This is a genomic window from Aquibaculum sediminis, assembly GCF_040712085.1.
Taxonomy (GTDB): Bacteria; Pseudomonadota; Alphaproteobacteria; order Kiloniellales; family DSM-21159; genus Aquibaculum; species Aquibaculum sediminis.
Window position 1 is genome coordinate 90,552 of sequence record NZ_JBFCVK010000005.1, and the last position, 26,383, is coordinate 116,934.

General features: G+C 60.5%; 27 protein-coding genes and 1 tRNA gene. 10 read left to right on the forward strand and 18 right to left on the reverse strand.

Going from position 1 to position 26,383, the window contains the following annotated elements:
• Nucleotides 1-111: 111 nt before the first annotated feature.
• Genes ABZ720_RS09285 through argE form a run of 5 tightly spaced genes read left to right on the forward strand, consistent with a single transcriptional unit; the run spans nt 112 to nt 4,474 of the window.
• Complete coding sequence (locus ABZ720_RS09285; protein WP_366555241.1) at nt 112-696, forward strand: hypothetical protein; 585 nt, start codon at nt 112-114, stop codon at nt 694-696.
• A gap of 18 nt (nt 697-714) precedes the next feature.
• Nucleotides 715-1,110 carry a Co2+/Mg2+ efflux facilitator ApaG/CorD gene (apaG, locus tag ABZ720_RS09290; RefSeq protein WP_366555242.1) on the forward strand — a complete coding sequence of 132 codons (396 nt, stop codon included), beginning with the start codon at nt 715-717 and terminating at the stop codon, nt 1,108-1,110.
• 50 nt (nt 1,111-1,160) lie between these two features.
• Nucleotides 1,161-1,799, forward strand: coding sequence for a GTP cyclohydrolase I FolE (gene folE / locus ABZ720_RS09295; RefSeq protein ID WP_366555243.1), 639 nt, complete (start codon nt 1,161-1,163; stop codon nt 1,797-1,799).
• Between the two features lie 33 nt (nt 1,800-1,832).
• Nucleotides 1,833-3,281 (forward strand): TrkH family potassium uptake protein, encoded by a 1,449-nt coding sequence (locus ABZ720_RS09300; protein ID WP_366555244.1) that lies wholly within the window; start codon nt 1,833-1,835, stop codon nt 3,279-3,281.
• A 29-nt stretch (nt 3,282-3,310) separates the two neighbouring features.
• Nucleotides 3,311-4,474: an acetylornithine deacetylase gene (gene argE, locus ABZ720_RS09305; protein ID WP_366555245.1), complete on the forward strand. Its 1,164-nt coding sequence runs from the start codon at nt 3,311-3,313 to the stop codon at nt 4,472-4,474.
• Between the two features lie 146 nt (nt 4,475-4,620).
• Here argE and ABZ720_RS09310 read toward each other — a convergent pair whose 3' ends face one another.
• Entirely contained in the window at nt 4,621-5,436 is an 816-nt protein-coding gene (locus ABZ720_RS09310) for an NAD-dependent epimerase/dehydratase family protein (protein ID WP_366555246.1), read from the reverse strand.
• A 135-nt stretch (nt 5,437-5,571) separates the two neighbouring features.
• On the opposite strand from ABZ720_RS09310, the gene ABZ720_RS09315 reads away from it, so the two are divergent.
• Both ABZ720_RS09315 and ABZ720_RS09320 read left to right on the forward strand, forming a co-directional pair.
• Nucleotides 5,572-5,646 (forward strand) — tRNA-Val (locus ABZ720_RS09315).
• Between the two features lie 377 nt (nt 5,647-6,023).
• Complete coding sequence (locus tag ABZ720_RS09320) at nt 6,024-6,311, forward strand: hypothetical protein (protein WP_366555247.1); 288 nt, start codon at nt 6,024-6,026, stop codon at nt 6,309-6,311.
• On the opposite strand, the gene gp17 is transcribed toward ABZ720_RS09320, so the two are convergent.
• From gp17 to ABZ720_RS09370, 10 genes are read right to left on the reverse strand one after another with little or no spacing between them, the layout of a single operon-like run.
• Nucleotides 6,308-6,709, reverse strand: a complete 402-nt coding sequence (gene gp17 / locus ABZ720_RS09325) for a tail completion protein gp17 (protein WP_366555248.1) — start codon at nt 6,707-6,709, stop codon at nt 6,308-6,310. The two genes, ABZ720_RS09320 and gp17, sit on opposite strands and share 4 nt — an antisense overlap.
• On the reverse strand, nt 6,706-7,179 hold the full coding sequence (locus ABZ720_RS09330; RefSeq protein ID WP_366555249.1) for an HK97-gp10 family putative phage morphogenesis protein: 474 nt from the start codon (nt 7,177-7,179) through the stop codon (nt 6,706-6,708). Before ABZ720_RS09330 ends, gp17 begins: the two co-directional genes overlap by 4 nt.
• On the reverse strand, nt 7,179-7,502 hold the full coding sequence (locus ABZ720_RS09335; protein WP_366555250.1) for a phage head closure protein: 324 nt from the start codon (nt 7,500-7,502) through the stop codon (nt 7,179-7,181). Before ABZ720_RS09335 ends, ABZ720_RS09330 begins: the two co-directional genes overlap by 1 nt.
• On the reverse strand, nt 7,502-8,092 hold the full coding sequence (locus ABZ720_RS09340) for a head-tail connector protein (RefSeq protein ID WP_366555251.1): 591 nt from the start codon (nt 8,090-8,092) through the stop codon (nt 7,502-7,504). The genes ABZ720_RS09335 and ABZ720_RS09340 overlap by 1 nt, the downstream gene beginning before the upstream one ends.
• Nucleotides 8,093-8,145: 53 nt before the next feature.
• Nucleotides 8,146-8,523 carry a hypothetical protein gene (locus tag ABZ720_RS09345; RefSeq protein WP_366555252.1) on the reverse strand — a complete coding sequence of 126 codons (378 nt, stop codon included), beginning with the start codon at nt 8,521-8,523 and terminating at the stop codon, nt 8,146-8,148.
• A 15-nt stretch (nt 8,524-8,538) separates the two neighbouring features.
• On the reverse strand, nt 8,539-9,855 hold the full coding sequence (locus tag ABZ720_RS09350) for a phage major capsid protein (RefSeq protein ID WP_366555253.1): 1,317 nt from the start codon (nt 9,853-9,855) through the stop codon (nt 8,539-8,541).
• The gene (locus ABZ720_RS09355; RefSeq protein ID WP_366555254.1) at nt 9,852-10,685 is read right to left on the reverse strand and encodes a head maturation protease, ClpP-related; all 834 of its coding nucleotides are present in this window, start codon (nt 10,683-10,685) and stop codon (nt 9,852-9,854) included. The genes ABZ720_RS09350 and ABZ720_RS09355 overlap by 4 nt, the downstream gene beginning before the upstream one ends.
• Nucleotides 10,675-11,895 (reverse strand): phage portal protein, encoded by a 1,221-nt coding sequence (locus tag ABZ720_RS09360; RefSeq protein WP_366555255.1) that lies wholly within the window; start codon nt 11,893-11,895, stop codon nt 10,675-10,677. Before ABZ720_RS09360 ends, ABZ720_RS09355 begins: the two co-directional genes overlap by 11 nt.
• Nucleotides 11,896-11,900: 5 nt before the next feature.
• On the reverse strand, nt 11,901-13,463 hold the full coding sequence (locus ABZ720_RS09365) for a terminase large subunit (protein WP_366555256.1): 1,563 nt from the start codon (nt 13,461-13,463) through the stop codon (nt 11,901-11,903).
• Complete coding sequence (locus ABZ720_RS09370) at nt 13,451-13,828, reverse strand: hypothetical protein (protein WP_366555257.1); 378 nt, start codon at nt 13,826-13,828, stop codon at nt 13,451-13,453. Before ABZ720_RS09370 ends, ABZ720_RS09365 begins: the two co-directional genes overlap by 13 nt.
• Before the next feature lie 861 nt (nt 13,829-14,689).
• On the opposite strand from ABZ720_RS09370, the gene ABZ720_RS09375 reads away from it, so the two are divergent.
• Nucleotides 14,690-15,259, forward strand: a complete 570-nt coding sequence (locus tag ABZ720_RS09375) for a DUF8453 domain-containing protein (protein WP_366555258.1) — start codon at nt 14,690-14,692, stop codon at nt 15,257-15,259.
• Nucleotides 15,260-15,266: 7 nt separating this feature from the next.
• On the opposite strand, the gene ABZ720_RS09380 is transcribed toward ABZ720_RS09375, so the two are convergent.
• The 7 genes from ABZ720_RS09380 to ABZ720_RS09410 form a co-directional block, all read right to left on the reverse strand.
• Nucleotides 15,267-15,599 carry a hypothetical protein gene (locus ABZ720_RS09380; RefSeq protein ID WP_366555259.1) on the reverse strand — a complete coding sequence of 111 codons (333 nt, stop codon included), beginning with the start codon at nt 15,597-15,599 and terminating at the stop codon, nt 15,267-15,269.
• 2,143 nt (nt 15,600-17,742) lie between these two features.
• Nucleotides 17,743-18,111 (reverse strand): hypothetical protein, encoded by a 369-nt coding sequence (locus tag ABZ720_RS09385; protein WP_366555260.1) that lies wholly within the window; start codon nt 18,109-18,111, stop codon nt 17,743-17,745.
• Nucleotides 18,101-18,763: a hypothetical protein gene (locus tag ABZ720_RS09390; RefSeq protein WP_366555261.1), complete on the reverse strand. Its 663-nt coding sequence runs from the start codon at nt 18,761-18,763 to the stop codon at nt 18,101-18,103. The genes ABZ720_RS09385 and ABZ720_RS09390 overlap by 11 nt, the downstream gene beginning before the upstream one ends.
• Nucleotides 18,687-21,032 carry a hypothetical protein gene (locus ABZ720_RS09395; protein ID WP_366555262.1) on the reverse strand — a complete coding sequence of 782 codons (2,346 nt, stop codon included), beginning with the start codon at nt 21,030-21,032 and terminating at the stop codon, nt 18,687-18,689. Before ABZ720_RS09395 ends, ABZ720_RS09390 begins: the two co-directional genes overlap by 77 nt.
• A 720-nt stretch (nt 21,033-21,752) precedes the next feature.
• A complete protein-coding gene (locus tag ABZ720_RS09400; protein ID WP_366555263.1) occupies nt 21,753-23,048 on the reverse strand; it encodes a site-specific integrase in 1,296 nt (431 codons plus the stop codon).
• A 257-nt stretch (nt 23,049-23,305) separates the two neighbouring features.
• Nucleotides 23,306-23,719: a DUF2442 domain-containing protein gene (locus ABZ720_RS09405; RefSeq protein WP_366555264.1), complete on the reverse strand. Its 414-nt coding sequence runs from the start codon at nt 23,717-23,719 to the stop codon at nt 23,306-23,308.
• Nucleotides 23,703-23,915: a DUF4160 domain-containing protein gene (locus tag ABZ720_RS09410; RefSeq protein ID WP_366555265.1), complete on the reverse strand. Its 213-nt coding sequence runs from the start codon at nt 23,913-23,915 to the stop codon at nt 23,703-23,705. Before ABZ720_RS09410 ends, ABZ720_RS09405 begins: the two co-directional genes overlap by 17 nt.
• Before the next feature lie 515 nt (nt 23,916-24,430).
• Between ABZ720_RS09410 and ABZ720_RS09415 the strand changes: the two genes are divergently transcribed.
• Both ABZ720_RS09415 and ABZ720_RS09420 read left to right on the forward strand, forming a co-directional pair.
• Complete coding sequence (locus ABZ720_RS09415) at nt 24,431-25,429, forward strand: mechanosensitive ion channel family protein (RefSeq protein ID WP_366555266.1); 999 nt, start codon at nt 24,431-24,433, stop codon at nt 25,427-25,429.
• 90 nt (nt 25,430-25,519) lie between these two features.
• Nucleotides 25,520-26,353 (forward strand): serine hydrolase, encoded by an 834-nt coding sequence (locus ABZ720_RS09420; protein WP_366555267.1) that lies wholly within the window; start codon nt 25,520-25,522, stop codon nt 26,351-26,353.
• Nucleotides 26,354-26,383: the final 30 nt, after the last annotated feature.

The window sequence follows — 26,383 nt, forward strand, 5'->3', positions numbered from 1 at the left end:
CAAGCTTGCCGCCATGCTCTGGGCCAGCATGGAAGCTGCGCTGCGAGGTTTCAACTCACGGGGACTTGCTCTAGGCTCCTGCCGGTCAACGACGTTTCATAGAGGTTACCCATGTCCGTACTGCGCTTTGGCCTGCGCTCCGCCCTGCTTGCCGCGCTGATCGTCCTGCTGCCGTTCACCGCCCAGGCGCAGAGTGGCGCGCCGCTACAAGAAGACGAGGTACGTCGCTTCCTGGCGACGCTGGACGCGCTCGAAGAACTGGGCCAGCGCTACGACGAGAGCGATTTCGACAACATCGAGATCAACCCCGACGACGGCTTTTCGCCCATGGCCGCCTCGCTTGAAGAGTTCCGCGGCCACGAAGGCTACCCGGAGTTCCAGGCCATTCTTGTCGATCAGGACTTTACGGATGAGGATCGCTGGGCCGAGGTCGGTGATCGCACCCTGCGCGCCTACATGGCACTGCAAATCCGGGAGCAGCACCCGAACATGCTGCAAGAGATGACGGCGGCGCTGGAGCAGATCGAGAATCAACCCGGAGTCAGCGAGGAGCAGCGCGCCAGCATGCTGGAGATGATGGGACCGGCCGTGGCGATTGCCCGCTCCATCGAGCAGGTGAGCGACGAGGATCTGCAGATGGCCGAAACCATGCGCCCGGAGATCGATGCCGTCGTCGATGCCCCGGACACCATGTGAGCGAGAGAAAGTACAGCCTTGAGCTACAGTGAAACCACCCGTTCCATTCAGGTGACGGTCGAGCCCAGGTTCCTGGAGGATCAGTCGCAGCCGGAGAACCACCACTACGTCTGGGCCTATCAGGTGCGCATCGAGAACCACGGCGCCGAGGCTGTGCAGCTGCTCAACCGCTATTGGCGCATCACCGATGCCAACGGCCTCAATCAGGAAGTCGAGGGGCCAGGAGTGGTGGGCGAGCAGCCGCATCTGGCACCCGGCGAGAGCTTCGTCTACACCAGCGGCTGCCCGCTGCCGACGGCCAGCGGCATCATGCAGGGTCGCTACGAGATGCAAAGCGACGGCGGGGAACGCTTCTGGATCGCCATTCCCGCCTTCTCTCTGGACAGCCCGCATGAAGCCGTGCGGATCAACTAGTTCCAAACACTCGACTTCATGCCCTGACAGCGCGGCATAGGAGGCCGCCAATGAAAATGACTTCGGTGAAGACCTCGCCCTCCGGCCCTTCCGACGATTCACTGACCGACCGGCCGAGCCGGGAGGAAGCGGAGGCCGCCGTCAGGTTGCTGCTGCGCTGGGCCGGAGACAATCCTGAGCGCGAGGGCCTACGCGACACGCCGGCCCGGGTAGCGCGTGCCTATGAAGAGTACTTTGCCGGCTATGCCATCGATCCGGTGGAACTGCTGCAGCGCACCTTCGCGGAAACCGACGGCTACGACGAGATGGTGCTGCTCAAGGACATCGGCTTCGAGAGCCACTGCGAGCATCATCTGGCGCCGATCATCGGCGTCGCCCACGTGGCCTACATGCCGCGTCGGCGAGTGGTGGGGATTTCGAAACTGGCCCGTGTCGTAGAGGCTTATGCCAAGCGGCTACAGATTCAGGAGAAGATGACAGCGCAGATTGCGAACACGCTGCAGGATGTGCTGGATCCCCTGGGTGTGGCCGTGGTGATCGAGGCCGAACATCAGTGCATGACCACCCGCGGCATCCACAAACCGGGGGTCAACATGGTCACCAGTCGAATGCTCGGGCTGTTCCGCAACAACGCCTCCACCCGGCGCGAGTTTCTCTCCCTGGTCGGCCATCGCGGGTCGGCCGGTTAGGCGCGCGCGGGGCGTTTCGCCGGATCGCCCGCGATGCCCAATCTCAAGCCCGTCGTCTTCGTCAACGGCATCATCCTCTCGGTCCTGGCGCTGATCATGCTGGCGCCCGCCGCGGTGGACGCCAGCTTCGGGGACGACGACTGGCCGGTGTTTCTGCTCTGCTCCGGGCTGACGCTGTTCATCGGCGTCGGCATGGCCCTGGCGAGCCGCGGCAACCGCCCGCAGCTCGAACTGCGCCAGGCCTTCATTCTCACCGCGACGGTCTGGGTGGTGCTGGCGATCTTCTCCGCCTTGCCCTTCACCCTGGGCAGCACGCAGCTCAGCTACACCGACGCCTTCTTCGAGGCCATGTCGGGGATCACCACGACCGGTTCGACAGTGATCGTCGGCCTCGATGGCACGGCACATGGGATCCTGCTCTGGCGCGCGCTGCTGCAATGGCTGGGCGGCATCGGCATCATCGTCACCGCGATCTCGGTCCTGCCCATGCTGCGCATCGGCGGCATGCAGCTCTTCAAGATCGAGGCCTTCGAGACCGACAAGGTCCTGCCCCGTGCCGCACAGATCGCCGGGCAGATCGTGGCGGTCTATATCTTCGTCACCTTCCTGGCTGTGGCGACCTACTTCCTCTTGGGCATGAGCGCATTCGACGCCGTGGCCCACGCCATGACCTCCGTCTCCACCGCCGGCTACTCCACCCGCGATGCTTCCTTCGCCGCTTTCCACGAGCCGGCGCTGGAGTGGGCCGCGAGCCTTTTCATGATCCTCGGCTCCATGCCCTTTGTGCTCTACCTGCGCAGCCTGCAGGGGGATTGGACCACGTTGCTGCGCGACGAGCAGGTCCGCGGCATGCTTTCGATCATGGCCGTGGCCATCGCCGCGCTTACGCTCTGGCTCTTTTTCACCATGAGCCACCTGCCGCTGCTCGACGCTCTGCGCCTGACCACCTTCAACGCCATCTCGATCATGACCGGCACCGGCTACGCCACCACCAGCTTCGATCTCTGGGGCGGCTTTGCCGTGGCGGTCTTCTTCCTCCTGATGTTCATCGGCGGCTGCGCCGGCTCCACTTCCTGTGGCATCAAGGTCTTCCGCTTCCAGGTGCTCTATGCCACCTCCATGACCCAGTTGATGCGGCTGATGCAGCCCAGCGGCGTCTTCCTGGTGAACTACAACGGCCGGCCGGTGACCGATCAGGTCAGCGCCTCGGTGATGAGCTTCTTCTTTCTCTTCATCTTCTGCTTTGCCGTGCTGGCGGCAATCCTGGGTGCGATCGGCCTGGACTTCGTGACCGCCGTGTCCTCCGCCGCCACCGCCATGGCCAACGTCGGCCCGGGCCTGGGCCCCATCGTCGGGCCCGCCGGCAACTTCTCGCCGCTGCCGGACTCGGCCAAATGGCTGCTGTCCGCCGGCATGCTGCTGGGCCGACTGGAGATCTTCACCGTGCTGGTGCTCTTCATGCCGAGCTTCTGGCGCAGCTAAGCCTCACCTTCCCCCAGACCGGAGGATCCATGACCGACGCGACGCTCGACCCGAAAGAGATGATTGCCAGGCTGATCGCCTTTCCCACGGTGTCCAGCCGCTCCAACCTCGACCTGATCGACTGGGTTGAGGAACGACTCACGGGCCTGGGCGCGCGCTGCCGCCGCACCGCCAATGCCGAGGGCACCAAGGCCAATCTCTTTGCCCGCATCGGCCCGGACATTCCCGGTGGCATCGTGCTCTCGGGCCACAGCGACGTGGTGCCGGTGGAGGGCCAGACCTGGTCCAGCGACCCCTTCACCCTCACTGAGCGCGACGGCCGCCTCTATGGCCGCGGCACCGCCGACATGAAGTCCTTCCTCGCCATCGCGCTGGCACTGGCGCCGGAGTTCGCCGCGCGGCCCCTGCGCCGCCCGATCCATCTCGCCTTCTCCTATGACGAGGAGGTCGGTTGCCTGGGCGTGGGCGGGCTGATCGAGGACATGAGCGCCAACCTGCCCCTGCCGGCGCTGGCGATTATCGGCGAGCCCACGGACATGCGCCTGGTGACCGGGCACAAGGCCGTCCATGCCTTCCGCACCAGCATCACCGGCCGCCCGGCCCACTCCAGCCAGCCGCACCGCGGCGCCGGGGCGATCTTTGCCGCCGGGCGCCTGATCGAGAAGCTCTGGCAACTGGGCCAGGAGAAGCGACAGCACAGCGACCCCCGCTTCGAACCGCCCTATACCACGGTGCAGGTCGGCACCATCGAGGGGGGCACCGCGCTAAACATCCTGCCCGGTGCCTGCAGCTTCGTGTGGGAGTATCGCAGCCTGCCCGGCGACGATCCGACAGACATCCACCGGCGCATGGAAGCCTTCGCGCAGGAGGAGGTGCTGCCGGCCCTGCGCGAGTTCGCGCCGGAAGCCGACATCGTCACCGAAGCCATTGCCGCCGTGCCGCCGCTCACGCCCGAGCGCGAGGGCGCCGCCGAGGCCCTGGTGCGCCGCCTCACCGGCGCTAACGAAAGCCGCATGGTGGCGTTTACCACCGAAGGCGGTCTGTTCCAGCAGGCGGGGCTTTCCACCGTGGTCTGCGGCCCCGGCTCGATCGACCAGGCGCATCAGCCCGACGAGTTCATCGAGCTGTCCCAGGTGGAGGCCTGCACCGCCTTCCTGCGCCGCCTGGCCGACTGGGCCTGCGAAGCGGAATAGGCGAGAGTGGATCGCACTTGATCTGCAACGCGCAGCGTTCAGAACAAACGCGTGAATCCGCTCTGAATCAGGGTGTAGAGCAGATTCACGACTCAAACCGGGCCGCTTCGCGAACCCGATTTGAGTCGATCTGCTCTACCGGACCATCACCTTCTCAGCGGCGGGGGCGGCGCCGGCGCGTCACGGTCATAGCCGTCGCTGGCGAAGCTGCCGCCCTGGTAGCGCTCGTTCACCGGATCGTCGGTCACCTTCGGCTCGAGTGCGGCGGCGAAGCGCTCCGCATCGTCAAAGGGCGGCAGGTCCAGGCCCTCACGATCGTCCCTGCCCCACCAGCCGCGGCTGTTTGCGCTGGCGCCCCAGAGCAGGCGGCAGCCCAGCGTCTGAGCGGCCAGACAGGCCTCGATCATCGCCATCATGTCCGGCAGTGCGAACCAGGTGCTGAGGTTGCGCGCATCGCGCGGCTCCGGCAGCGCACTGCCGATCCGCAGGCTGGCGCTCTCCACCCCGTGCTTCATCCAGTAGGTGCGCGCCAGCAGCTCTACATAGGCCTTGGACAGGCCATAGAAGCCGTCGGGCACCGGCGGATCGGCCACGTCCAGGCGCTGGCTGCGCTCGTAGTAGCCAATGGCGTGGTTCGAGCTGGCGAAGATGACCCGCGCCCCGCTGGCCCGTGCCGCCTCGAAGACATGGTAGGAGCCGCGCAGGTTGGCGTGCAGGATCTCCTCGAAGGGGTACTCCACCGGCAGCCCGCCGAAGTGCAGGATGGCGTCGACCCCGCGCGCCATCTCCAGCACCGCTTGCTGGTCGCCCAGGTCCGCCTGCACGCGCTCAGCACCCGCCGGCTCTTCGGGCAGCGGCTTGATGTCGCTCAGCACCAGGCGCTCGGCCTTGTCCGCGAAGTGCTGCGCCAGGTGTTGGCCGAGAAAGCCGGCCGCGCCGGTGATCAGAATCGCTGTCATCATCCCTCCAGAAGGCTGCTGCGCCCATGCTGCCGCAGGCGCCGGCGCGGGAAAAGCCACTTGCCCCCAAGCGCGCCGCCTCGCGCGTCTTGACAGCCCCCCCGCCGCCGCTTAGACAAACGCCCGCCGCAGACATGCGGGCGCGTAGCTCAGCGGGAGAGCACTGCCTTCACACGGCAGGGGTCGCTGGTTCAATCCCAGCCGCGCCCACCACCTACCCTCCTGAAAAACCTAGCTTTTTTGGCCTAGCCCTCACCAGGGTCTAGCCCCTGTTTTGCCCCGTGTCAGCACTGTGTCAGCAAGCAAGCCGCAGTTTTGCGCGGTCTGTGCTGGCATGGGCTTGGTGTCACGCAAAGGGGGTAGCGCGTGCCCGTAGGGTGCCAGCGGGTGCAAAGGGGGTAACAAGGGGAGGTCTGCTGCGTCTGGTCTGGCCGTGTCAGCGTCCTGTGTCAGCAGCCTGTGTCAGCAAGCCTCTACCCTTGCGCGTTATGCGTTAGAGAAATATCGAATTTAAATTATATAGGAATCGCCGCCGGTATAACTCCTACGCAAGGGCAATGGTGCCCCGCGCAAACTGTGGAGTTGTATATATGAAAACGATCTATCAAACCCTGCCTGCCATGCCGTTCTGCGTGGCTGCGAGCCAGTATGCCATTGAAATTCGAACATACGAGATCGACGCGGCGAAGTGGCTACCTATCGACGCGAACGCCGCCCTGCCCGAGTGGTGCTGTCTGTTTGATCTCGATAGCAATACTACTTGGCTAATGAACCATCAGCGCATGGTTGCATGGCAGCAGGCCGGCTTCCCACATCCAGAGGAGTTGGGCGAGGGTTGGTATGTAGCTAGACGGTTGCCGGATGAGTTGGAGGACTAAGCCCCCCGGTGCCAGACATGGAAGTCTAGCATCGTTCTAAAGAGGTAGTCGGGGCGGTTCGAGCCTGTCTCTCTGGTGTCGCGGATGGTCTGGAGATGCACTTCTCCGAACAGGGTGTCTCCCCAGGTCACGCCACACTCACCGTTGATGGTGGACTCGACCGCCTCGGCGACCTGCTTCGCACTGGTCCATGTCGTGCCCCAGCAGTCCACCTGCACCCGGCTTCGCTTCATGGAGTCCAGTCCGGCCATTGTCAGGACGGTGAGCCCACTGACCTGTGTGACCACCACGGCAGGTAGGGTTTCCTCGTAGCGGGTCACTGGCGTTACGCGGTGCCCTACAAGATCGGCCACGGCAGGTTCGGCGCGTAGGTGTGCGATCAGGTCAGCCATCATCATCGGTTCGCCCTCGCTGCCGCTATGGCCTTGGCCTTGGCCCGTGCTGCCCGTCGCTCGGCACGCTTCTTAGCCTTGTCGATCTCTACGTTTATTTCCTGCACTGCCGTCGGCATGACCTTATCCGCGTGCGCGTCCCAAGCCGGGCGCATATACGGATGGGGCGCTTGGTCGATGGTGCCGTATTCCTCGGTCACTGCTTGGGTGAGCCCACCGGCTCCGACGAAAATATGCACGGCATCGCGCCTAGCCCTGTGCAGTGACTTCTGCTTGCGGGTGAGCTGTGCCCCTACCTTGATCGACCCTTTCAGCGCGCCGGAGTCCTCGCGCACAAGGTCTTTGGCATGGTCGGCCACGGGCTGGAGAGCCTTGCGCAAGCCCCGTCGCACTACGTTCTTGGCCGTGGACTTTTTCATATCGTCCAGGCTGGTCGCCAATTCCTTTAGACCTGCAACGTGGAACTTTGCGGCCATCAGGAATCCTCCGCCACGGCATCTATCTCACGCCAGCGCCGCCGCCCCACATCACGGCATCCGGTCACGTTGTAGGTTCTGCCAGCGTAAAGGATGCGGTCCTGCGGTTTGACCTCGCCCGCGTCTGGCGACCACCTGACTGTGAACCTTGTGGTGATGGAAGCCTGGACGGCCTGTGCCTGATAGCTCTCGCTTGCGCTCGCGTCTTTGGCATTGGCGCGGCAGGTTAGGAAGGTGATCCACGCTTCCACCGGCTCGGGGCCAGAGTAATCCAGCGTCTTGCGCTTCACTTTGATGGTGGTGTCGAGGCGTCCAATAAGCATCAGCGCAGCCCCACTCGTCTGTACGGGGCGACCAGTGCATCGACGGCCATTGGCACGGCAGACTGTGCGACCTCGGACACGGCCTCCCGGTGCTCATACCAGTGACCGACCAAGAGCAGGGCAGCTTGCTTGACCGGGTGCGGAACGGGCTGGTCGCCCACTCCACATTCATAAGTGACTGTTACCGCGTCGGGGCGGTTCGCTACGCTGGGGAACTGGTAGTCATCATGGAACGTGACCAGTGGCCCAAGGTCATCGTGGAAGAGACTGTAGGCTTCGGAATCGACAGTCTGCTGCTGCCCGTCCCTGTCGTAGTAGGTGAGCTGTGTGACCTCTAAGACGGGTGCCAAACGTAGGCGCAGTAGCCACGAGAACTCGGCGTAGGATTGTTTCCACGTCTGGTTCAGTAGGGCACGGCCAAGGATGCCGTGATATCCGTCGAGGTAGGCGGTCGCAGCGTCGATATACGTGTTGATGGTGAAATCATCATAGGTCGCATCCACGTCGATATTGAGGTGCGCCTTGGCTTCGGCCAGCGACAGCAGGACGCCACTAGGCGGGGTGACAAGGACGGGTGGTAGCGCGTGCATGTAGGTAGCCTCCAAGGGCAGTGGGGGCAGGCTCTTAACCTGCCCCCCAGCCATTACGCGACCGGGCGCTGATGCGCGTGGCCGAGCACCGCAACCGCGGAGGCATCGACACTGCCGCTGTCGTGGTCGAGGACGACACGCACATATCGCTTGGACCCGACATATCCGACACGCTGCACGGCATTGGCTTCCAGGGCATCGAACGATCCGACCAGTTCGGCGCTGTCGGCTGCTGCAAACGAGGTGCTACCAGTGGAATCACTAGCCTGCACTTCGGCAGCCGCATCAAAGCCCGTGCTTGCGCCAGTGGCCACAACCAGGGTCACGCTGTCGTATCCGCGCGTATCGACCGGATCGCCGGTCACATTGCCGGTCGCGGTCTGCGGCACCACGCTCGCAACCACGCCGACGTTAGAGGAATTGTCACGCATCACTATTTTCTCCTATTAGGCGCTTGCGAACTTGAGCAGCTTGATGGCCTCGAAGTTGACCACATCACCGCCGACGCGCTTCGTTGCGTAGAATTTCACGAAACCCTTCTGCGTATACGGGTCGCGCAGGACGCGGATGCCAGTGCGATCGACGATCTGGTAGCCCGCGTTGAAGTCACCAAACGCGATGGAAAGGCTGCCGTTGTCGGCTTCGGGCATGTCCTCAGCTTCCACGATGGGGTAGCCCAAGAGCATTCCGCCCTGGCGCTGTTGGAAGTCCGGCTGCCAAAGGTAATTTCCATCGGCGTCCTTGAGCTTCCGCACAGTCGCAACCACGCTGCGCGGCATCATCCAAACGGCGTTGGAGCGATAGGCAGCCTTCAGGGCGAACACCACGTCAACGAGGCAATCGCCAGGGTAGTCGCCGGTATCCACGTCCAGATCGAGGAATTCACCATTGGCCCCGGTCAGGACGTGTTGCAGCTTGCCCCAGGAGCGGGCGCTGTCATCCTTGTCATTGGTTGTGTAGTCGAGGAAACCGCGAGGCTTGTTGCTTCCGTCACCGTTGACGAAGGCGGTATTTTCCTGGCGCACGAACCGGCTGGAAACCTTATCGGTCAGCCACGCTTCGACATTCCAAGCCGCATCGTCGAGCAGCTTCTGCGTTGCCTTCGGCTCGGCATAAACCTCGTACACGGGGATACGATACTGCCCCAGGGTCGGGGTGCTGGTTTCGTTGCGGGCGTCCATTTCACCAACCCAACCGGACCCGGCTTCGTCCAAGTCGTTGAAGCCTTCGAGCGCGTCCGTGCCGATGGTGGTCACGTTGGCGACCTGCCGGATTGGGCTGGTTTCGTAGACCTTCTGGACGATACGTCCGCCGAGGGTGGGCTCGACCAGATAGCCCCCGTCCGGGTCGGAACCTACAGACATCGCCGCCTGCACGTCTGCGGGCGTGGCAGGACCACGGCGCAGGTAGGTGTTGATAGCGGCCCGGTAGGCGCGGAGGTCCTCGGGGCTGACCTGCTGGCCAGTCTGGCGCGAGAAGTCGGCTGCCGCCTGCACCTCGCCGACCGGACTTGCATTGCCGCCCAGGGTGGCCCCAGCGTTGCGGCTGGCCACGTCTGCGAGCTGCGTCTGCAAGTCGCTGATGTGGGCGTTGATCCGGTCCACCTTTTCATTCAGGACCGCATCGGCCTTGCCGTTCAGACGTTCGTCATTGGCCTTCTTGAACTCTTCGAAGGCCGACTGGATCTGGTTGACCAGGGCACGGGTGTCGCCGCCCCCGGCATCGGCCCGCACGCTGACGAGCCCTCGGTTAATTGCATTCATGCTTTGTTCTCCAAACTAGACAAAAGCGAGCGCAGTGCGCCCACCAACTCGGGGGTTTCGTCCGCTACGGCAGGACGGGGGGTATTGGTGATTTCGCCAAGGAGGCTACGGCGCTCCCGGCGGGATAGCCCTTGGCTGGCAAGGGCTGCTTCCACTCGCCTAATTGCGGCAAGGGAATTGGTTGTGGCGTCCGGGGCCTCGACGGGTCGCTCGCCATTTATGACACTATCGGCTAGACCGGCTTCGACCGCCTGCTCCGCATTGAGCCAGGTTTCCTGATCCATCCATGCGGCAGCGGTTTCCTTGTCCACATTGGCGCGACGGGCGTAGAGGGACGCCATTGCATCGTCGAAGGGTTCCAGGGTCTCGGCCGCTTGGCGCAGATCGTGGCGGTTGCCGATGACTACCCCCCAAGCATTGTGGATCATGAGGAAACCCACATCGCTGATACGGAGGTCGTCGGCTGCCATAGCGATGACCGACGCGGCGCTCGCTGCCAGCCCCATCACCTGCACTGTGACGCGCGCCGGGTGGTCACGCAGGAGGCTGTAGATAGCCAGCCCTTGGAAGAAGTCTCCGCCGGGGCTGTTGATGTTGACGGTCACATCCTTGGGGCCAATGGCGCGCAGGGCTGCGGCCATCCGCTTATCGCTAAACCCGCCCCACTCGTCCTCGCCTATGGTGTCATAGATGGAGACGGTCGCAGGGTCGTCGGCCTCGGCTGCACGCAACGCGGGGTTCCACTGCTCGACCGCCTGCGGGTCGGGCTCAAAGGCAAGGGTGCGCAGGGCGTCAAAGCCCTTTAGCTCGGGCAGGGCTTTAAGACTCATCGTTACCTCCGACGGGCGTGCCAGCAGTGTTAGGGGGATCAAGGAACGTATCGCCGCCGCTATAGGGGGCCATATCCTCTAGCGCCCGGACTTCATTAGGGTTCATCCAGCGATATTGCAGGGCTTGGGCATAGTAATTGGCACGGGCTCCGCTATCGCCGCGCATTAGTCCCTGGACGTAAAAGCGGAAATCATGGGTCTCCCACTGCGCTTCCTGTAGCAGGTCACGCTTGAGCGTTTCTTCCCAAGTCTTGATCCAGTCGTTTAGGGTGTAGATAACGAAACCGATGGACTGCTGCTCAATGCCACTGCCCCAACTTGTGGTTTTATCTAACAAGCCGACTAGGTGAGGTGGCACGCCCATGAAGGTAGCGATATCGTATTTTTGCAGGTCGCGTAGTTCTATAAACTGCTGGTCTTGCGCGTTCATCTTTAGTGGTTCGGGCTTCATGCCCTCTTCGAGGATATCCCACTTATGGGCTTGGCCCGATCCAGCACGCTCTACAAGGCTGGCCCGTAGGCGCTGATATGCGTCCTGGCTCAGCTTGTCGGGGTGGGTGAAGTATCCGCCTGCAAGGTTGCCCTGCTTAAAGAGCCGTGCCGTGGCTTCCTCGCCTTTGAGCGATAGCCCCAGGGCTTCCCGCATATATGAAATGACGCTCAGTCCGGTGAACCCGTCCAGGCTCAAGCCCCGTAGGTGAAGCACGTCGCGTTGTGGGAACTGGCGAGTGCTGCCGTCCTTGGTGGTCACGCGATAGGTCAGGCTTAGATTGTCTCCCTGCTCCACTGTCACGCGGTCAGGGTGGATCGGTATCAGGGCTTGGACTGCGTTGCCCGTCCGCACGATCAGCGCATAGCCATTGCCGCGCATTAGGACCGAGGTCTGTAGGTATTTCCTAAACTCCGCGGGCGTCTGCCAATGGTTAGGCTTGACGGTGAGCACGCGGCGCAGGGGGTGCCCCGTGGCGGGTGCTCTTACGTCGTCGGCGCGGCGCTCGATTAAGTCCAAGGGCAGGTTAGCCACGGCACCCGAGATCAGCGACACACAGCGCCAAAAGACGGCCACCTTCATTGCGGTCTGGTCATTGACCACGGCCCCGCTCGAACTCTCCATGCCGCCGCCCACTCGCAAGAACGAATCCCGGTCAGACGGGCTCATAGGCTGGTCGATGCGGAACACTTGAGCGGCGAGTTTCTGAACGAAATTCATGGGGCTTAAATCCAGGGCATATCCAGGGACAAGACTCCCCTGGACTCATAAACAGACGGGCCTTTGGGGGGCGGTGCGGTCTCGGCCACGGCGAGCGCCATCGTTAGGGCCACAAGCCCGTCGATGCGTCCGCGCGCCTTGTGCTTTGCAAGCTTCCTATTGCCCGCTGCATCGGACTCGATGACCGCGTTTGCGGCACACATGGAAAGTACGGGGTGGCCCCCATGCGCGACCTTCTCTTGCAAGAGCAGGGTTTCGAGCGTGGTCAGGGCAGGACTCATTGAGCGGAAGCCCTGCCCGAAGTCGGCGAACAGGTCATCGACCTCGGCTTCACTCATTCCCGCTTGCAGAAGCCACGGGCGTAGGTGACGGAAACCCCAGCGGTCGAACGCGACCTTTCTCAAGTCGAGGTCGTCAACCAAGCCCCGGATGTGTTCGGCTACGTAGCTGTATTCGAGCGCCTTGCCGGGGGTCGTCTGTAGGTGGCCCTGCGCGGCCCATGTGTCGTAGGGCACCCGGTCGCGCCGTGACCGCTCCACAAGCCCCTCCTGTGGGAGCCAGAAGGTGGGCTGCACATGCCACCGGCCCTCGTTGTGCGCCACGAGAACCAGGGCGGTCAGGTCGGTTGTCTGTGACAGGTCTAAGCCTGCGTAGACCGGCAAGCCCTCCAAGTCTTCCAGCACATGCAGGGCGCAGGACTTCCACACATCCTTGGTAATGAAGGGGCTTGCTACTTCGACCCGCTGATTGAGGACGTAGTTGCGGAACAGGGGTTCCTCTGACGGCAGTCGCTTTGCCCGTGCCGCCTGCTGCTGCAATTCCTCCAGGTTAAGGAAGTCTGCGGCGCTCGGGTTCGCTTGGCGTATGGTCTGCTCGTCAAAGGGGTCTGCGTCGGGGTCTGCCGTATATAGGGAGACCACGGTTCGGGGATCGTGCCCTGCCAGGGCATCATCAATCAGAATAGAGAGTAGGTCGGCATCGGTGGGGGCTTGGGTCGATATGACAATCGACAGTGGGGCCTCATGGGCACCGGCTGCGTTCTCGACAGCGTTGTATAGTTCGGACCGGGGGCCTTCGACCTGACCGAGTTCGTCATGCACCGCAAAGACGGGGCTCAAGCCGTGCGCGGTCTTGGCTTCGGCAGACAGGGCGCGGTAGAGCGTGCCGCGCTTTGCGCAGTGCAATTCCTTCATGTGGTCCCTGACCGTGACAAAAGGCTGTAGGGTCGGAGACAAGCGAACGATCTTGGCGGCGAGCTTGAAAAGCACGCCGGCCTGCTCCTTGCTTTGTGCCGTGGAAATCAACTGACCATTAGGAACCGACTCAGGACCGACCAAGTGTAGGAGCAACAAACAGGCTGCCAGCGTGGACTTGCCATTCTTCTTTCCGAACGAAAGTATGGCAGTCCGGGTGCCTGCGGGGTTATCGTAGATCTTGCGAAGGTCTTTCTTCTGCCATCCACGCAGCCTCATTGGCTGCGCGTACAGCTTGCCCTCTGGCACAAAGCAGTGCTTTTCAATCCAGGCTATATTCCTGCGTCCGCGTTGTGACAGTCTTACTCGTTCCATGGAGACGCCTCCAAGGAAACGCGACGGCCACCACGTCCTTTCGTCTTGCCGTAACCATCGACCGCAATTCTTATCTGCTTGGCGATGGACACGATGCACCGCGTTTCACGCTCCTGCATCCGCAACAGATCGTTATAGGGTTTGATCGGGTGATGCTTGGCCTTGTTGAACTTGGTGATGTTACGGGCGATCCTGCGCGCGCAAACGATATGCCGACAAAGCTGAGTCAGTAGCGCCAGGGTCTCGGGCGTGCATCGGCTTGGGTCCATGTCGATGATCTGCCGACGCCACTCCGCAGCCTCTTCGTCTACAAGGTCAAACGGAGGCTCTGGCACGGTCATTACCTGCCCGCGCTTTGCTACCATCTCCGTTTCCTGCTTAGACTTAAAACCTCGTGCGCCCATAATTTCCTGGCAAGCTAAATGTGTTAGGATAGGGTTCTACTAATAATCTTGTTTCTTAATGTTTGTAGTTTTTGCGGTACTGCCGCCGCTGTCTGGCGATTTCGGTTTGGAGTTCTTCCTACCCCCGGTGCGGTCGTCTGTAGTTGGGGTTAAATGCTTTTCGTTCGTGGTAGTTCTGGTTCGCTTGGTCTATGGCCGTCTGCATGGCGTCTGCATTGGTCCAGTGTGCGTAGTGGTGGCCACATGCAGGGCATTCGATAAGCCCGAGTTCGGCCTGCCACTCGGTCTTGCACTGCTTGCAGCGATAATGGGCGCTCAGGTCAGTATATATAGGATAAGTATTCATCTGGATTGTTCTCGACTGGGAAACCGTCTAGACCGATGCGGGGCTTGTGGGCGTTGCGCTCCATGCTCTGCTTTGTGGAGTCGTGGTGGTACTTGCACAGGGACTGTAGCTGGTTAGACCAGAATGCTTGTGGGTCGCCATTGTGGGGCTGTACGTGGTCTGCGATGGTTGCGGGTGTGGTCGCGCCCTGTATCGCGCAGAAACGACAAAGGGGCTCGGCCCTTAGTTGGGCGTGTCGTTTCGCTTTCCATCGTGCTGTAGTATACAGATTACTACGTGCCATTTCCGCTAACCTGCAAGTGTACTGTTATCCACTACAGGTAATATAGCATCCTTTTATGTAATTACTACTCTAAAGTGAATATGCTGCGCTTAGTGCGGCACACTACGGCGAGAGCATCTAGCACCCTTCACATCCCCAAGCAGCCAAGGTAGAGTGCGTGCCTCGCGTCGTACTAGTACTAGTGGAGGGGGCTATGGCAATGGACCCGCAGTGGCAGGCTTTTCTCGATATCATTATCGCGTTTTCGACGGCAGCGATGGTACTGGTCGCAGGCGCAACGGCGGTGTTTTCCCGTCGTGTAGCTGAAGAGAACCGCTTGCTTCGGGAGCTTGGGGAGTTGCCCGAGGTTATGACTTATTTAGAACTCGAAGGAGAGCACAATGATGAAGTGGCGCTCGTTATCCACAATTCAGGGCGAGGGATTGCCAGAGATATACAATTAGCAATTAAATGCGATAAAGAAAACTTCGTATGGCATATAGATAACATTACTACTAACACAAAACTTAATCCAATTACCGCCATACGCCCAGGTGGAGAATTACGAATACAAATTGGAAACTTGCACAATCTTATCGGCGTTGATGGTCTTATGCCGTTTACTACAGTGCTTTATTACAAAAATTCTAAACAAGAGAAATGCTTTACTAAGACATGCGAACTCGACGTTTCGCAATTTGCAGAGTATGGTATACACCATGACAGAGGGTATGCAATTAGGCGAACTATAGAAAGGTATAATAAAAAAAGCGATGATGAATGATATAGGATTAATTTATTGAATATAACGCTTCGTAGCATTCTATTGCTACTTTATTTGCAAAGTCACTGACCAACTCATATTTACCCTGTTCGCTATCGGCTACCGGAAATCGGTACGCAGCTATGGTCATGCTTTTAAGGTATTGCTTCCAAAACCCCTCTTCCATAACGTCAGTTAGAAGCATCACGTCGCCAATAGAAACACCCCTTTGGCGCGCAGCCATGATCTCCCAGGCATACTCCTCGGCTGGTCCGCATGTGAGGAAATCCATTTTCGTCTCTTCTGCCCCAGCCGACACGGGCATGAGCGCAAGTGCTGCGGCCAGGATGGTTTTCCTCATCTCTCGCACCCTTGGTTGCGGTCTGCGTGCATCGACACGGGCAGCCTCGCCCATTCTACTGGGGATGGCAAGCTTTGCAGCAACTCTCGCATCATCCGATTGGGCGCGGGGTTAACCTGGCCGTGACCTGCCAAACGACCGTCACAATAGGACAAAGAAATAGGGCGACTTGACTGCTTCGGAGGTAGCCAAGTCGCCCTAAGTACGTAAAAGGAAGGAGGTATATCAAACATCTCGACCCAGGACATATATAAGCATGATATAGTTACTGCGTCAAGTATCGCCTGCGCCACGTCTTATCTATACTTTACCACTGGCAAAGGCGCGGCATATCGGTGGCCGTGCGAACGCGGGGTTACTTGTGCCAGGGTGAGCATCCCGCCGGACACCTTCCACAAGCCAATAGACTCCGGTCTACAGCTCAATATGGGATGTAGGTGACATCTATAGGCGTAGTTATGGGGTGTGGCTACGTAGTGTGGATTATTTTAGTGGGGGTGGAAATAGTTTCTATGGGTGTGGTCTGTACTAAGGAATATAAGTGTGGGGTGTGGGACAATGGTAGTAGTATGGATAGGACTAGGGACTGGACTAGGGACACTGACAACACTACATAGCTACACCTACCCCTACCCACTACAGACCCACCATAGTTACCCCACTACCACTCCAATAATTGATGTTACTAGCTTCGCTAGGTGTATCTAACATTGTGGGGTGCGTGGTAAAAATAGGGGTGCTGTTTTTGTCAATAATATCAATGGGATCCAGGCAAAATGGTAAGGGTGGTCACTTAACTATGTCTGTGGGGCGTTTCCATGGGGGTATTCTAGGGGGTCCAGACAGGTTCTAAGGTGTGGGCAGTAGTCTTGGATAAGCTGCACTGGCACATCGTCAAAACTGGCATATCGTGCTGTCTGTGTTTCCGTGCTGCCCAGCCTGGATAACCTACGTAGATGACGGCGCTCTTGCTCCTGGCGGATAGACGACACGCGACCAGACCGCCTCCGCTTCCACTTTACGGTCTGCGCCAGCTTATCCAATCGCCGCCCTAGCTTGGTGTGGTTCATTTTCAAAAAGCGAATCTGTCGGCCGAGCAGTGCATCCAGGTCGATGTCGTCCAGTATCGTTCGGGGATTGTCTAGCCCTGCACGTCGCGTTGCCTTCCTACCGTTGAATCGTAATTCTAAGTGACCGCAGCGCGTGCCCGTTACCTTGCTAGCCCGGTCCCCGTAGTAAGACAGGTTTCGCCCCGTGCTGGCATCGGCAGCCCAATAGGTGGAGGCCTCGTACTGGTATGTCTGCCGCTTGCCGTGCCATTTCTGCACGGTCGCGTGCGCCAGGGTGTGACCGTGGTCGGGGTCTACGTCGATGGCTATGTGGCAGCGTGACAGGGGCAGCCTATGGCGTGCTAGGGCTGCCAGCGTGGCATGGGTGGGTTGATGCAGGGTCACGTACCACCCGAGCGGGTCTGCCCAGCCTTGGGGCTGTACAACGCACTTCTGGAACCTACCTTGGTTCGCGTCTGACAACTCGCTAAATATCGTTCTGTTGTAGGCAAGTTTGGCCCGGCTGATGTAGACCGCAATAGTGTCCACATAGGCAAGCACAGGGCTGTTGACTGGGAGGCGAGGTGGGGCTAATGTAATAACCATCGTTGTTCCTTTATTTCCCCTCGCTTACCTGCCCTGGCCAGCGGGGGGAAATTTTTATGTCACAAAGAAAAAGTTATAATATTCTATATTAGTAATTATGCGTCCAGCGTAGTCGCATGGCGCCGAATCGTCAACATGGCTCACTCCGCAGCCTGCGTCTCGGGCAACCGCACCCGCCTAACCTTCCGCTTCCGCTGAAAGCTGAAATCGTTCCACTTTTGGTCCAAGGGTAGGACGAACCGCCGCTCCGTTCGGACCTCCCCCCTGTCTCGATTCGTTCCCCGGCTCCATCCTGTGTTCTTCTGCCTGTTATCAACGATTCCCTTGCATGGATTGCAGAGTCGGTTTCCAATCCAAGACGAATTAAACATTGTATCGCAGCCCAGGCACCTACGCTTGGCCCAGTCCAACTGCGGTTGCGGCTTTCGCAAGTACTCGGAATAATCGTACTCTTTCCCCGCCATCGGTCTACCTCCGCTTATCCTAGCTTAATACTTGCCCGCCAAAATAGCGGTCGTCGAAACGTCCAAAAGAAGTCCAACTAGCGTGGCCATCAGTGCCTTGCGCTCGGCATTTGGCATGCTGCGTAGGTATCCGCCGTTTACTGCAATACAAAAATGATCCAAGTTCCGTAGGTGGGGCTTCATTTCGTTTTGCCCCAATTCGACCATGCGCCGGGAAATAGCAGACAGACCAGACAGCATTTTCCTAATAAGTCTCGCCTGCTCAGACAGCGGCAGCGCCTCGAAGGCACCCGCCTCTATTTCCTTTTGTAGTTGCCTTATTGTCTGAATCTCCGGATAGAAATCACTGCCGGACGCCAGACAGCTTTCCAATGCCGTGCTCTCAATGCTCATGCTGTTTTTCCTTTAACCTTTGTGAGAACTCCGCGTTATTGTCAAAATGGTGTATAGTCTTGCACGTTGCTTCATGTTCCATAACATGATGGCAGACCAATTTGCCCCCACTTCCGAAGTGTCCTAGCTCGTTCTTCATGCCCGCGTGCTGGGCTTCCGCTGTGGCGATCAGGGCGTGCTGCGGGTCCGTCTGCGCGTAATGCTGGAAAACGTTGAGCAGGTCCGGCGGGACGGCAGGCACGCATATCAAGCCCTCGCTCAACTGCGTCTCCGTGGTGGGCTGATCGTCAAAAACCAGAGCGGCCATTCGTTTAAGTGTTAGGCTGTACCCTACAAGTACAAGCACGTTGTATATCGTATTTACGCTTGCCGGTTCCTTGGGTGCATTCACGTCGTGGAAATTAAAGTTATCAGCTTCGGCACCAAGAGACTTCTTAAACTCGGCATTGGCTTGCATTAGTAGGGGTTTTACCACCTGTGCAGCATCGTCAAAGCCGCGAAATAACGTCTGGCCACAAAGATACTCATACATTTTGAGTAAAACATAGCAGGAACCAACCCCACCAAAAGCAAGGTTATGATGCGGTAAGTAGAACACCTTCGGAAAGTGAAATTGTGGATCGCGCCCCTGATACGCCGCAGTGTCGCTCACTAGAAACGCATCCGTGCTGTTCACAAAAGCGGCTACAAGGCTCATCACTATTTCCTTTTAGGTAAGAAAGTATTTGGGTGCGCTGCTCGTCGGTGAGCGCAACCTCGTCTACAACGTATGGGGTGAGCGTGGTGCCCGCAGACATGCCTCCGATCGGGATACTGAGCAGCTCGCCTAGGAATCCGTTGCCACGCCCCATTTCGACGAAGCCCGCCATGCTGGTGCCGACGCTGAACAGGTCGTTGAGGATGTTCCCGCCAGACTGGCCAGCAGGTCGGGCACCCGATTGGCCCAGGATGCCGCCCAGGACGCTGCTGATGCCCTGGCCCATGCCACTGCCCGCAGCGCCGCCTAGTGCCTCGCTCATCCCGACCTGGAAGAAGTCCATAGCGAGGTCATTTGCCATGCCCCTGACACTATCCATGTTCCACTTCGACGGGTCTGTAATCGCGTCGAAGAGCTTGTTGGTGAACCCATCAATCCCCATGCCCATGGAGCTTTGCGCCGAGCCATAGCGTTGCATGGAGGCTGCGTTTCTATCGAGTGCGCCGCGCTCCCGGTGCAAGGCCCTTACTTTGCCTTCGATGGCGTCGATCTCGGCTGCTGTCAGCTCCACACCCTGCGCGCGGAGTTCGTTAACGTGGGCCTGCACGTCGGAGTAGATCGCCGCTTCCTCGCTACTCATCCGGGTCAGTTTGATTTGCTCGTCCAAGCCCTCCAGGGTAGCGGCCAGCGGATCGAGGGTGTCCGCGTAAACCGACTCCAGCCGGGCGACTTGCTGTAGATATTCCCCGTAACCCACGATGCCAGCATCTAGGGCCTTGTTCAGCGTTTCCATGTGGCCGTTGAACTCATCATGGGCAGCGCCAAGGGGGTCCAGTCTGGCTTCCAATGCTTCGTAGGAGGCTTCGAGCTGACTGACTGCACTGGCCCGCCCGCCAAGAGAATTGGTGTTGGCGTTGTTGGACTCGGTGTCCGTGTCGGTCGCCTCGGTCGCCTGCCCCGTGACGACAATGGCGTCGAGCGTGGCGTCTGTGTTGCGCTCGCGTGCGGTGCCCAGTTCATCCAGGGCTGCCATTTGCCCGTGGATAGCGGCTTCTTGCTGCCGCAGTGATGCAAGCTGCCGCTCGGCCTCCTGTGCGCCAGACTCGTACCCTTGTGCCCTATACTGTGCGATGGTGCGCTCGGTCTCCGCGATGCGCTCCTGCACAGCCTGTAGCTGCTTTGCAGCCTCAAGCATGGTCTCCGGCTTGCTGTCGCCGAACCATCCCCCGACCGTCTGTGCAGCCCCCTGCGCCAAGCCACCAATGCCCGTCTGCATGACTGCGCGGAAGTTGGCCCAGCTTGGGTCATTCATGAGTTCGACGACATTCCCAAGCTGCGTTACAGTGCCCGCAGCCTGCTGACCTATCCAAGCGATGCCGCCCCCAATAGCCTGCAAGCCCTGATGGAAGTCCTTATCCTTGGCTACTTCGCTTAGTGCCCCGGTGTCCTTGGTGAAGGTGGTCAGCAGACCTTCCTGGATCTGCGTGCGGATGGTTTTGTTTAGGTCGGCGACTGCATCATTGAAGTCCTCAACACCATCGAGGGCTTCCTTGCTTAGGACATGGCCCAGGGCCTGCGCACGTTGCTCGTATTGCCTCAGCCCCTCGCGCCCGTGTTGCAAAAACTCAACCATTTCGCGGCCCTGTCGGCCAAACGCAGCATTGGCCAGACGTAGGCGCTCGGTCTGGTCTTCCGCGCCGGCGATGGCGTCGGCCATCAGTTCCAGGGCTTCGCGTTGGTTCTTGGCGTTCTTCACGTTGTCGAGCAGGGCTTTATCGGTGTCTTTGAGCGCCGTGTTTAGGCTGCCCTGCTCCTTACGGGCTTCGCCCACACGCTGGGCAAACGTGCCCAGGGACCGCTCAAAGTTATTGGTCTGCATCCCGGCGCGCTCAGCCGCTTGGCTGTAGCTTTGGAACTCCGACGTGCCGAGCCCGACCTGCCGAGACATCTTCTGCAGGGCGTCGGCACTCTTTAATGTCTCGGCGGTAAACCGCTGCACGGTTCTCACGCTCAGCGCGGCTGCCAATGGCCCGGCTGCGGCCCTGGCAAGGTTCCCCATCGACCTTTCGAGCCTTTGCGTTGCGGTCGTGGTGGTTTGAAACTCTTTATTGACTCTAGTGGTTGCGACCCGCGTGCTGCGGCTCAGTTGATCTAGACTCTTTTGCCAGGAAGCAACGCCAAGCGAGGCTTCGGCATGTACGGCTCCAATCTTGGCGTCAGACATGAAAATACCCTCCAGGATAAAACAATCACTGGAGGGTATTTTAGCATCGTTATGCTAAATTCATACGATTATTTACTTGCATTCATTTCGCTTAACAGGCCGTGTTCTTATCTTAGTCGCCTGTTTTTTCTTAATTGGTTGCTTGGCGTATGGTCCAAACCACCTGCAATTCCTAAGTTCCTTATCTTTTATGCGCTCAAGCATTGCCTTATCCATGCCGTATCCTCCAATTGCGGAATACCTTCATCCATAGTTCAGCCGTTTCTTATCGTCAACCCAGAACAAAAAGAGTCTATGCTTGGTGTTTATTTATGTTACGCAAAATAAGTTGGCGTAACGTCATGGCCTATAGCCTGACTCGCTTGCTGCGCGCCGGTTGCCCCGCAGTGTTTTCGCGCGGTTCGCTCATCCTGCCTTCGGCCCATTCAAGCAGGTCGTCCGGCCTGTAAAGAGCGCGGAACCCAAAGATACGGTAGGTCGGCCCGCCGCCCCGCGTGGCAAACTTGCCCAAGCTACGCCAGGATATCGGCATCCCGCGCTCGGTCAGGAACTCCGCCGCCTCTTTTCTGGTAAGGTACTTTTGCACTGTCGTTTACCCTCTGCGTAACGCTGTCACTGCGTATGTAATACAGTCGCGCGTTAGCAGAAAAATAATGGGGGCTAAAAAGCCCCCTAAGTCTCTGGAAAACAGATGTTTTCCGCGTGCTTATATAAACGCGGTCACTTTCGCTTGGTAGGGTCGAGCCGGACCCGTTTGGGCTTGGCTTGGGCGCTGGTTGCCCCAGCGATGACCACGCCCGCAGCACGCTCTGCAAGGCTCTGGTGCTGGTCCTCCGCCCAATGGATATACCGCTGCGCGGTGCTGAGTTGGCTATGCCCCAGCGCAGTCATGATCTCCGCCGCCTGCGCGCCCTGCATAGCCATTTGGCTTGCCAGACTGTGGCGCAGCCCATGCAGCCCGATCCCGTCTGGTAGCTGCGCCTCGACCCTTACAAGACGCCAGGGCTTGGACAAGTTAGCTACCCCCTCACCCTTGCGTGGCGCGAAAACATAGTCGTGCGGCTCGCCCTGTGGCTGCCGCTTAATGATCTCCTGCGCCAGCGTCGGCAGACCTATGATGCGCGCCTTGCCGGTCCTGCTGCCGGACTTGTGACTTGCAGGCGGGAGGGTGATGCGGCCCTTATCAAGATGCACGTGCTGCCATTTGAGACCGGCGATTTCGCCCCTACGCGCGCCGGTCAGCGCGATGACGCGGATCGCGTCTGCCACGGCAGGGCGCAGCCTGCGTTCCTCTTGCAGTCGGTCCAGGGTTTCAAACAGTCGCTTGTAGTCCTCGGCGTCTGCCAAGATGGTATCGCGTTGCCCGTCGGAGCCCAGCTTCACCCCCTCGCTTGGGTTCTTAGTAAGCTTTGCCAGCAGACCCTCGGACATTGCCCAGTTGATCGCCGCGCTGAGCAGCCTGACAGCTTTGTTTGCAGTGCCCTCGCCGCCTTGCACCCGTGCCAGACCGCGCGCCTTCGTCTTTACCTTGGCGCTGGTCTTCCCGGCCTTGATGTCGCGGTGCATTTTCCTGACCCCCTCGCTGGTCAGCTTTTCCACATACACCTTGCCCATCAGGGGTTTTAAGTGCCGGTCGATGCGTCCCTTGTCGGTCGCCTTGGTTGACTCTGCCTTTTCCCCGAACTTGGCGCTGGCAAGGTAGGCGTCGAGCAGTTCGCTAACGGTGATGGATTGCCGTGCTTCTCGCTTTTTGCCCAAAGGGTCCAAGCCCAGTTTCACCGCGTCTTTGTACTTGTCCGCCTGCTTGCGTGCCTCGGCTGCGGTCCAGTCCGTTGCCTTGCCGATGGTGATGCGCCGCTCTTTGCCCTCGGGCGTGCGGTAGTTGAACAGATAGGACTTGATGCCGGTGGGCAGGACCAGGAGCCCGAAGCCCTTAATTTCGATATCCCACAAGATGTATCGTTTGCCCGTAGGCTTGGCCTCGCCGACTGTCGTTTTGGTCAGTTTGATCGCCATGTCGCTCCCCCGTGTCAGCGTCCTGTGTCAGCACCATGTCAGCACGTGTCAGCAAAAACAGGTGTCAGCGGGCGCTAACCACTGCCTTGCAGTTTGCCACTAACATAGGCTTTTACAACGATTTTGTGCCGGGGGTGTCAGCGTGTCAGCAAGGGTAAAAGGGGTAAACCCGTATTCACACGGCAGGGGTCGCTGGTTCAATCCCAGCCGCGCCCACCATGCTCTGGCTCTTCCCCATTCATGCACTTCGCGATTGATTACGCCTGCTTGCGCGGCCGTCCGCCCTTGCGACCATTCTCGCGCGCCGCCGCCGCCTTCGCCGCAGAGGTCGAACTGCCCGCATGGCGTGCGAGCGCCTTTCTCATCCAGTCGCGCGTGCCGAACACGCCTGCCACGAGCGCCGGAACGTAGAGATCGACGTCAAGCTTGGGCCAGTGCAGATTGAAACCCATGCCATCGACCTGGACATCCGCGAGATCTTCGGGGCTGGCATCGCTCAGGTCTTGAACGAGATCGGTCGGGAAGAGGTAGCTGCAGCCGTTCACCAATTCGACCGTCACCCGCCCGGTTTTCCGGTCGTACTGAGCGAACCGGGCCCGAGGCTCCCTTTCCAGCATCGCTTGGCCACGGGCTTCCGCAGCCGCGAACTCCGCGTCAGTCACCTGTGCCATGGATACGCTCCCATTCGTTCATAAACTCGTCGCGGCGTTCGACAACCTCTGACATCAATCGCCGAATTTCCGCCGGCTTGATGCCCACGACAGAGACCAACTCTGGTCGGCCGTCCGGCCCGAACAGATTCACCTTTGCCTGTCCCGCTCCGGTGATATGTACATGCGCCGGGGTGTGGTCAGCGGTGTAAATCACGCACCTGAATCCGTGCGCGCGGTGAACGACGACCATTGACGTACCATAATCCATCTGATGGGTTTTTCAAGACATCCCAGGAAGATCACGCATCCGATCTGAACCGGGCTTCGCATTCGCCGGAGAAAAGAGCCCGCCGTGAAGAACTGCCTTTAAACGCTTGAAACTTATAAAATACCGCCTATATCTATGATTGTGATCCCGAGTACGGGGCAGTTGCCCGGGGTTTCTTCGTACATCGTCTGAACAGGCGCTCGCCGGCTGGCAGTGAGCGCAGCCTTTATGGTTGCGCACCCTGCCCAGGGCGGAGCGCCGGGCCGGCTGCTTTTCGAAGCAGCCGGCCCTATTATTGTGGGAGGTGGAGGCGTGGCACGGCGCGGCGCGATGGGTCTCATTTGTCGGAACTGCGAAGCGAGGCTGCCCGCCGCAGCGCATCGCTGCCCCTGGTGCCACGCGCCGCGACAACCTTCCCCTTCCGATGCGGCCGTTTCGCCACCCCGGGGAAAGGAGTCCGCATGACCAGCAGCAAGAAATCGCAGTCTTCGGGACGCGGGTGGCGCGTGCTCCGGCACCTTGCGTGGCCAGCGGTGGCGACCCTGGCCAGCATCGTCATGTTCTTCACCTACGAAGCCGTCGCGCACGAGATCGGGCTGGCGCAGGAGACCTTGCGCCGGGCCGCCGGCAGCTTCTCCTATTTCGCCTGGGCCTGGCTGGCCGGGCGCCTCGTAGGGCTGGCGCTGGAGCGCTCGGCCACGACCGGCCGGCGCGTCCCCCGGCTGCTGAAGGAACTCGTCGCCGCAGCCTTCTTCATCGCGGCGCTCGTGGCCACTATCATGCTCTTTCTCGGCCAGTCCATGAGCGGCGCGCTTGCAAGTTCCGGCCTGGTGCTGGCGGTGATCGGCTTCGCCATCCGCAACGTGGTGGCCGACGCCTTTTCCGGTATCGCGCTCGGGCTCGACGCACCCTATCGGATTGGTGACTGGGTCGACATCGACGGGGCGTCGAAGGGGCGCATCATCGAGATCGGCTGGCGGACCACGCGGCTGCAGACGCGCGATTCCACCTACATGATCCTGCCGAACAGCCAGATCGCGCGCCAGCGCCTGACCAACTACAGCGCACCGCGCCGCAACTATCGGGCACAGCTCCAAATTCTGCTGCCGCACGAACTGCCAATTCCCGACGCGCGCAACCTGCTCGCGGGCGCGGCGGCGCGTTCGGAACTGGCGCTGAACGACCCGAAGCCCGATGCCCGTGCGGTCGCCTATGAGCGCTCCGGCATCCGCTACACCGTGCGCTACTGGGTGCCCAGCTTTGCCGAAGAAATCGACTGCCGGGACTCGGTGCTGGGTCACGTCGACGCAGCACTGCGCGAGGCCCAGGTGCCGCCGGCCGCACGCTACGCCGAGACTGCGTGCGACTATGCCCTTACCCCGGCATGGCGAGCACCCGGCGCAATCGCGGCTGCCCAGGGCCAGGGGCGGAAAAGTCCGGATTGCGTCGCCCCAGCATAGCATTGACCTGACCGCTCCTTGACCCCGTGTCGCATTGACAAGCACGCCGCGTGCCGGCGTCCTGCCACGCACCATGACGGGGGGAAGACGATGAGCGAGCAGGAACACAGCGCAGCCCTGGCGGAACTGCTGGGCCGCACGCCCGCGGTCGCCTGGTCCATCAAGGTTGTTGATGTCGCCGACGGCGCGGTGATCGCCTCCGCCGCGCCGGGGCAAACCTTGAAGACCGCCAGCCTGGCCAAGGTCTTCCTGCTGCTGGAGATCGCCGCCCGCCTCGAAGCGGGATCGCTTCAAGCGGACGAGCCGCTCGATCGCCGCAGTGTGTCCCGGGTCGCGGATTCCGGCCTCTGGCAGCACCTGCAAAGCAACACACTGCCGCTCGCCGATGCCGCGCTGCTGGTGGCCGCGGTCAGCGACAACTGGGCCACCAACGCCCTGCTGCAGCGGGTGACGCTCGCGGCCGTCCAGGCGCGCGGGCGCGCCCTGGGGTATCCGGAAAGCCGTCTTGAGGACTGCGTGCGCGACGACCGCGGGCCGGACGACCCGCCGACGATCAGCCTGGGCCGCGCAGCAGACTGGGCCGACCTCTTCGCGCGACTGCACCGCCGCCAGCTCTTCTCCCCCACCGTCGACAGCCGGGTCGCCCAGTGGCTCGCAAGCGGCGTCGACCTCTCGATGCTCGCCGCCGCCTTCCATCTCGACCCCCTGGCGCATACCGCGGGCAACGAGGCCCCCCGCCTCTGCAACAAGACCGGCAGCGACGCCGGCGTACGCGCCGACGCCGGCCTGATCACCGACCGCCGCACCTTGGCCTACTGCGCCATTGCGAACTGGCACCCGGAGATGGATTGCCTGGACCGGGTGATGGAGACGATGCGGAGGATTGGGGAGATCGTGCGGGATTGCGCGGGGGCTGGGCCCTGACTTCACGGCTGATGAGGCCGCCGGTTACCG